The organism is Desulfobulbus alkaliphilus (assembly GCF_016918545.1).
GTDB lineage: Bacteria > Desulfobacterota > Desulfobulbia > Desulfobulbales > Desulfobulbaceae > Desulfobulbus > Desulfobulbus alkaliphilus.
The window spans coordinates 1-423 of the sequence record NZ_JAFFQC010000321.1 but is presented as its reverse complement, the minus strand read 5'-3'; the positions used below and the strand labels follow the sequence as shown (position 1 = coordinate 423).

General features: G+C 54.6%; 1 protein-coding gene and 1 pseudogene. Both read left to right on the top strand.

The annotated features are described in order from the left end of the window. Positions 1–256 (top strand): annotated as a pseudogene (locus tag JWG43_RS18745) (IS66-like element accessory protein TnpA); the annotation flags it as partial. Beyond that, the coding region (tnpB, locus tag JWG43_RS18740) for an IS66 family insertion sequence element accessory protein TnpB (protein ID WP_205244424.1) at positions 253–423 on the top strand (171 nt) is incomplete at its 3' end. The pseudogene JWG43_RS18745 and the gene tnpB, both read left to right, overlap by 4 nt.

The following is a 423-nucleotide window of genomic DNA, read 5'->3' as shown; positions in this document are numbered from 1 at the left end:
CCTCTTGTTCAAATGGCGACGTGATGCCAAAGCCGAAGCCCCTGCGTTATATCCCATCGAACTGGTGTTGCCCCCTTCATCCACGGAGATCTTCTTGCCTCCGACCCCGCAGCCCGAAATGCTCACGCCAGAGACGGCCTCTGAACCGACACCATCCGGCACCATCGAGATACGACTGGGGCGTGCAATGGTCGTCATCGATGGCACCGTCGATACCAATGTATTACGAATGATCCTGGAGACCCTGCGCGTATGATCAATCTTCCTACTGGCACCCGGATCTGGATCGTGGCCGGTATCACAGACATGAGAAACGGCTTCAATGGGTTAGCCTCGAAAGTGCAAATGACGTTGAAGGATGATCCCTTGTCAGGGCATGTCTTTATCTTCAGGGGCCGTAACGGGAGTCAAGTTAAGCTCCTC